This is a genomic window from Rhodopila sp., assembly GCF_035548235.1.
Lineage (GTDB): Bacteria > Pseudomonadota > Alphaproteobacteria > Acetobacterales > Acetobacteraceae > Rhodopila.
On sequence record NZ_DASZTJ010000017.1, the window covers coordinates 21,907 to 28,415 of the forward strand.

The 6,509-nt window shown below is 64.6% G+C and carries 6 protein-coding genes; 2 read left to right on the forward strand and 4 right to left on the reverse strand.

Annotated features, from left to right (window positions below; genetic code table 11):
- Nucleotides 1-55: 55 nt before the first annotated feature.
- Nucleotides 56-859 (reverse strand): metallophosphoesterase family protein, encoded by an 804-nt coding sequence (locus VHB27_RS00890; RefSeq protein ID WP_325596740.1) that lies wholly within the window; start codon nucleotides 857-859, stop codon nucleotides 56-58.
- A 43-nt stretch (nucleotides 860-902) separates the two neighbouring features.
- Here VHB27_RS00890 and VHB27_RS00895 point away from each other — a divergent pair, with 43 nt between their 5' ends.
- Nucleotides 903-1,628, forward strand: coding sequence for a glutathione S-transferase N-terminal domain-containing protein (locus VHB27_RS00895; RefSeq protein ID WP_325596742.1), 726 nt, complete (start codon nucleotides 903-905; stop codon nucleotides 1,626-1,628).
- A gap of 11 nt (nucleotides 1,629-1,639) precedes the next feature.
- Nucleotides 1,640-2,254, forward strand: coding sequence for a 2-hydroxychromene-2-carboxylate isomerase (locus VHB27_RS00900; RefSeq protein WP_325596744.1), 615 nt, complete (start codon nucleotides 1,640-1,642; stop codon nucleotides 2,252-2,254).
- 50 nt (nucleotides 2,255-2,304) lie between these two features.
- Here VHB27_RS00900 and VHB27_RS00905 read toward each other — a convergent pair whose 3' ends face one another.
- The 3 genes from VHB27_RS00905 to VHB27_RS00915 all read right to left on the reverse strand — a co-directional run bounded on the left by VHB27_RS00905 (nucleotide 2,305) and on the right by VHB27_RS00915 (nucleotide 6,374).
- A complete protein-coding gene (locus VHB27_RS00905; RefSeq protein WP_325596746.1) occupies nucleotides 2,305-3,621 on the reverse strand; it encodes a carbohydrate-binding domain-containing protein in 1,317 nt (438 codons plus the stop codon).
- 599 nt (nucleotides 3,622-4,220) lie between these two features.
- On the reverse strand, nucleotides 4,221-5,465 hold the full coding sequence (gene argJ, locus VHB27_RS00910; protein ID WP_325596748.1) for a bifunctional glutamate N-acetyltransferase/amino-acid acetyltransferase ArgJ: 1,245 nt from the start codon (nucleotides 5,463-5,465) through the stop codon (nucleotides 4,221-4,223).
- A gap of 27 nt (nucleotides 5,466-5,492) precedes the next feature.
- On the reverse strand, nucleotides 5,493-6,374 hold the full coding sequence (locus VHB27_RS00915; protein ID WP_325596750.1) for a peptidylprolyl isomerase: 882 nt from the start codon (nucleotides 6,372-6,374) through the stop codon (nucleotides 5,493-5,495).
- Nucleotides 6,375-6,509 lie beyond the last annotated feature (135 nt).

A 6,509-nucleotide genomic window follows, 5' to 3' on the forward strand; every position in this document is an offset into this window, starting at 1 on the left:
TATTATCGTCCTCTCCCCGTCATGGCCCGGTCGAGCCGAGCCCTGACGGTGGGCATCACGCGGGCAACTCGATCCCCATCCGCTCCACGATCACCGTGCCGTTGCCGCGCAGGCGCACCAGGTTGACCGACCGCGCAAGGTCGGGCGAGCCCGAATAGAACGCCGGCACCGTCGTCCCCGTCCCGACCTCCGCCGCCCGGTTCCAATGACCGAGCGCGAGGTAGTCGGAGCGGGTGGCGTCGATCTGGGCGTTGGAGATCAGCCAGGATGGACGCAGGGGAACGACGCCGTCATCCTCGTAATGTCCGTGCGCCAGCGTGATATGCCAGCGGGCCGTGCGCGGGCGCGGATCGCGCAGCGGTACCATGTCGCTATAGTCGACATGCGCGTGACCCCACATTTCCAGGTCATGGCCGGGAAAGTGGATGGCCTGTTCGTGCGTCAGGCCCAGGATGGCGACATTGTCCAGCCGGTCCAGCCCGCCGCGCTTCCAGACGGAATCCGACGTCAGGGGATCGTGGTTGCCCGGCAGCACGACGATGCTCCGTCCCGCGTCGGCCAGCATTTCGACACAGCGAGCGATCAGCGCGGGGGACTGGCGGTTGCTGTCGAAAATGTCGCCGACCAGCAGGACGTAATCGGCATCGACGGACCGCGCGGCCTCCAGCACGACCCGCAGGCCGGTCGTCCCGTCCTCCCCATATGGTCCCTGATGCGGATCGTCGTCGACATGAAGGTCGGAGCTGTGAACGAGTGTGATGTCGGCGGCCAACGGGAAGGAACCTGGTCTGTTGCGTCGCGGCATCAGACCAACCGGCTTCGTATCCGTCAACAGCGCCGGTTTGGCGGGATGGTCCATCGGGCGTAGCATCCGGCCCAATCCTGGAGAGGAACCGTGTGCCATGATCGACCTGCATTACTGGCCGACGCCGAACGGCAAGAAAGTGACGATCCTGCTGGAGGAAGCGTCCATCCCCTATCGCATCGTGCCGGTCAATATCGGCCGCGGCGACCAGTTCTCGGATGAGTTCCTGAAGATGAACCCCAATCACCGGATGCCGGTGATGGTCGACACCGCGCCCGCGGGCGGCGGGGCGCCGATCGTGGTGTTCGAGTCCGGCGCCATCATGATGTACCTGGCCGAGAAGGTGGGCCGCTTCTATCCCCAGGACGTACGCGGCAAATACGCCGTCACCGAGTGGCTGATCTGGCAGATGGCCAATCAAGGCCCCAAGAGCGGCGAATGCGGGCATTTCCGCCGCCTGGGCGATAAGCAGGGCGACCAGTCCTATGCCGTGCGTCGCTTCACCGATGAGGTAAACCGTTTGTATGGCGTTCTGAACAACCGGCTGTACGACAGCCGCTATCTGGCCGGCGACGCATACACGATCGCGGACATGATCTGCTATCCGTGGACGGTGAACTGGGCCGCGCAGGGCCAGGATATCGAGGAGTTCCCGTACTTCAAGCGCTGGCAGCAGGAACTGGCGGCACGCCCGGCCGTGCAGAAGGGCATGGCGGCGGGCGCCGACCTGTCCGAGGACACGTCGAAGCTTTCGCCCGAGGAGCAGGAGCGGCGGGCCAAGATCATGTACAACCAGCGTGCCCGCCCGGTGAAGCCGCGCTAAGGAGGACGATCATGGCCGAAGTGGAATGTTTCTTCGACTGCTCCAGCCCGTGGACCTATTTCGCCTTCGAATCGCTGCTGCGGATGCAGGCGGAGATCGGGGTCACGATCGAGTGGCGGCCTTTCCTCGTGGGCGGCGTGTTCAACGCCGTCAATCCCAGCGTCTACAACTCACGCGACAAGCCGGTCCCCGCGAAAGAGGCATACGCCAAAAAGGACCAGCAGGATTGGGCTCGGCACCTGGGACTGCCGATCCTGTACCGGCCCAGCGTATTCCCGGTGAACAGCGTCAAGGCCATGCGGGCCTGCATCGTTCTGGAGCCGGATGGAAAGCTGGTGCCCTTCGCCCGCGCGGCGTTCAAGGCGTACTGGATCGATGACAAGGACATCTCGCAGGTGCCGGTGCTGACGGAACTGTGCGCCGGTCTGGGGATCGATGCGTCGGCTTTGCTGGCGGCGATCGAACAGCAGCCGATCAAGGACAAGCTGCGCGCCAACACGCAGGAGGCGATCAATCGTGGCGCGTTCGGCTCTCCGACGATGTTCGTCGGCGGCGGCGACATGTATTTCGGCAATGACCGCATGCCGTTGATCCGCGATGCGGTGCTGCGGCAGCGTGGCGGGTGAGAGCGGACGGGGAAAGCTTCGGCGCGGATCCCCGCGCCGAAGCTGGACCGTTAGCTGTGTTGGGCAAAACCTCCGACCTGGCCGGCTTGCTGCTGGTAGGTCGACCAGAGGCTGCTGCAGCCGGACTGCCCGGACGATGCCAGCTGGTCCCACCATCCCGGAGCGGAAGGCGTCGTCGAACCGGTGACGTCCTGGATCGACGGCACGGCGCTGGCCATGGCCGAGGAGACGCTCGAGGGATCGCTTGATGTCGTGCTGCCCGAAGACGTGGGGTCGCTCGATGTGGTGCTGCCCGAGGACGTGCCCGAGGACGTGCCCGAGGAACTCGAGGTCGGATCCGACGTGGAGCTCGCGGTGCTGGCCGTCGGGGTCGTCGATGCCGTGCTGCTGCCGGTGGTGTCCGACGAGATGAAGGACATGCTGGTCTGCGTGCCCAGGGTGCCGGACGGGATCGCCGGGTTGTTGCTGGTCGCTGCCGCGCCATCCGACGCGAAAAGGCCCGCCGCGGCGTTCGCCGATTGGTTGCCGCCGGAAACGACCGTGAAATCGTGTGATCCGTCGCTCGACAATTCCCACGGTGCGCCCGAGGCGGGCGTGCCGCCGTCGAGGCTGGCACCCATGACGTAAAGGTTGCGATCGGTCGTATCGATCGCCCATTGCGTTCCCGGATAGAAGTCGCCGATCTTGTCGTTCAGGAAGTCGACCGAGACCGTGTGGCTGCCGGACCCGAAATCGCCGTGGATGTCGAACTCCTGCGCCTGGCCCTGATCGACAACGGCGGTCGTGGTCTGGGTGCCTCCGATCTGCTTGCCGTCGACCGACACGGTGAACTGCGCATCGCCTTGGTACGGGTCCTCGGCCATGTTGAGCACCAGCGTATCGGGTCCGCTGCCGACCGAGACCGGCGCCGGAGTCGTCGTCTGCTCCGGCGTGGTCCCGGCCGGCACCGCGGTCGTGTCGTTTACGCTGAACGTTGTGTTCCCGTAAACGTTGCCCTCGGTCGAGTTGGGAGGAAACAGCGCTGTTTCATAAATAGGAGTCGTCGTGTTTGAAATACTCTGCCCGTCATAGGTAACGCCGTCGATATACAGATTGCGGTCCCCTGACAGGCCTGGGTAAATGAAGTTGTTTACAAAAGAAACCGTAACGTTATGCGCCCCCGGACCAAAATCGCCCAGGAACGTAAAGGCTTCGGTCTGCCCGTCGGCTTGCGAAGCCGTTACGGTTTGAACACCACCGATCTGCTGACCATCCACGTTGACCGTGAACTGGGCGTCTGTGCCCTGAGCCTGGTCTTCGGCCATGTTCAGCGTGATGGAATCGGATCCAGAACCAATCACGTTGCCGGTGTTCGTTGAAGCCGCCATGGCGGGGTCTCCTAATAAAGTAACGACTGAAATCGACCGGTCGAACGAGAGGTTGGGTAACAGCCCGACCCAGACGGCGCAACCGCGGACGCCCGCATTCGTCCGGCAATGCTCAATTCAGGCGAAATGGTGCTGTGGATAACTTTCGCTGCCGAGACTTCTATCCTATTTTGGCGCAAAATCGGCTATTTTATTCCGACTCCGCACGCAAAATGCCGCCCGGCAGCGTCCAAAACCCCATTCCGGTATAGAAACACCCGACCATGATTGGTCCGAATCCGATACAGATCTGTGCGCATCGCCGTATTTGTAATGTACATTTCGTTTACGCAGATGTCTTTACTTTTCAAAATGCCACAAGAAATTCTTTCCTATCTCCTGACAGTCGGCAGGTCGCGGCAGAAGTCGATTGCACATGCGATTGTACAGCGAACATGCCCGCGGCCATCCGGACGATATGGTCTCGTGGCGTCCAGGTCATCCGCCAGGTCCGGCCGACGCAGCCGTATCGCCGTGGGTAACGCACGCTGCCGCCTTCCGCCGGATCGTGGGCGGCCCCTCTTGAAGCCGCCGCACGCCGCGAAGCGATCGAGACTGCCTCAGCTCCTGTAGGAGCCGTTGATGTCGATGTATCCGTGCGTCAGGTCGCAGGTCCAGGCGGTCGCCTTGCCGCGGCCAAGGCCGATATCGATGGCGATCTCGACCTCCTTGCCCCGCATGTGCGCGACCACCGGCGCTTCGTCATAGCCGGGCACGACGCCGCCGTCCTTGGCCATCCAGACGCCGCCGACGCCGACCGAAAGCCTGTCGCGGTCGGCCGGCTCGCCGGACTTGCCGACGGCCATGACGATGCGGCCCCAGTTGGCGTCCTCACCCGCGATCGCCGTCTTCACCAGCGGCGAATTCGCCACCGCCATGGCGATCTTCTTCGCCGACCTTGGGGTCTTGGCGCCGGTGACGTCGATCCGCACCAGCTTCTGCGCGCCTTCGCCGTCACGCACGACCTTCAGGGCCAGGTCCAGCAGCAGGTCGTTCAGCGCGCGGCTGAAATCCGCCAGCATGCGGCCGCGCGCGGCGCTGCCGTCGGCGGATGGGATCCGCGGATGCTTCGCCTGGCCGGTGGCGATCAACAGGACGGTGTCGGACGTCGAGGTGTCGGAGTCCACCGTCGTGCAGTTGAAGCTGGCGTCGACGCCCTTTTTCAGCATCGTCTGCAGCGCGTCGGCCGGGATTTTGGCGTCGGTGAAGATGAAGCACAGCATCGTCGCCATGTCGGGCGCGATCATCCCGCTGCCCTTGGCGATGCCCGTGATCCGCACCGTGCCGTCCCCGATCTGCGCCGTACGGGTCGCTGCCTTGGGGAACGTGTCCGTGGTCATGATGCCGCGGGCGGCGGCTTCCCAACCGTCCTCGGTCAGCGTTTCGTGCAGGCGGGGCAGGGCGGCGACCAGTTTCTCATGCGGCAGCACCTCGCCGATCACGCCGGTGGAGGCGACGAACACCTGCCTCGGCTGGCAGTCGCCCAGCTTCGCCGCGGCGGCCGCGGTCGCCGCGCAGGCGTCCCGTCCAGCCTTGCCGGTGAAGACGTTGGCGTTCCCCGCGTTCACCACCACCATCCGCGCTCGGCCGCCCTTCAGGGACGCACGGCACCAGTCCACCGGCGCGCCGGGGCATTTGTTGGCCGTGAACACGCCGGCCACGGTGCTGCCCGCCGCAACCTCCATCATCACAAGGTCGGTTCGACCCTGATAGCGGATACCCGCCGCCGTAGACCCCAGGCGCACACCCGCGAGCGGCGGGAGTTCCGGTAACGCAACGGCAAGCGGCGAGACTGGGGTAGCCATGATTTCCTTCCCTTGTTTCGGTCAGCGTTACTTCGCCGGCGGCGGTTCGGCCGAATCGGTCGCCTTGGCCGGCGAGCCGTCCGGATTGAACTGCTGGACCTTCACGGCGTCACGGGCGCTCGTGACTTCCTTCTGGATCGCGGCCTGCACCATCGACTGGCGCAGGCTGTCCTTTTCCTCGTCGAACGTCGGCACCGGGTCCGTGCGATGGCCCAGCACCTGGATGACGTGCCAGCCGAACTGCGTCTTCACCGGCTCCGGCGAGACCTCGCCGTCCTTCAGCGAGAACGCGACGGCGGAAAATTCCGGCACCATGTCGCTCTTCTTGAAGAACCCCAGGTCGCCACCTTGCTTCGCCGCGCCCGGGTCCTTGCTGTATTGGGTCGACAGGGCGGCGAAGTCGGCGCCTTTCTTGAGTTCGGCGATGATCTTTTTCGCGGTCGCCTCGTCGGGCACGAGGATATGCCGGGCATGCACCTCTTCCTCGCCCTTCTTATTGGCGAATTCAGCGTCATAGCGTGCCTTCACCGCCTCCTCGGTCACCTGCGGCCGCACCTGGCGGGAGAGGTACGCGGTTTCCAGGGCGCGGTCCTGCGCGGCCTGCAAGACCTTCTGGACCTCGGGGTCCTTGTCGAGACCGGCGGCCTTGGCCTTGATCAGCAGCGCCTTCGCGTCGATCAACTGGTCGAGCAGGATCGGATAGAGCTGCTGCGGCGGCATGTTGCGCGCCTGCGGCAGGGATTGCGCGGCCTCTTTCACGTCGCTGAGGTGGATCGGCTGCCCGTCGACCGTCGCCAGCACCGGGTCGGCCGGCGCATCCGCCAGGACCGGGGCGACGCTGCCCGCCAACAGCGCGGCGCCCAGGCACAAGCGCAAGGCGAACGGAAAACGCACGGGATGACGGGGCATTCACGGACCTCGATGAAAAGAGCTGGTCGCAATCGCCGCCGCTTATGGCGGAAGCAGGGCCACGTCACAAGCGCGCCCCGCGTTTGTAACAATTAAGACGGTCCCGGTCGTGACGTCAAAAGGCTGAAAAAAGCG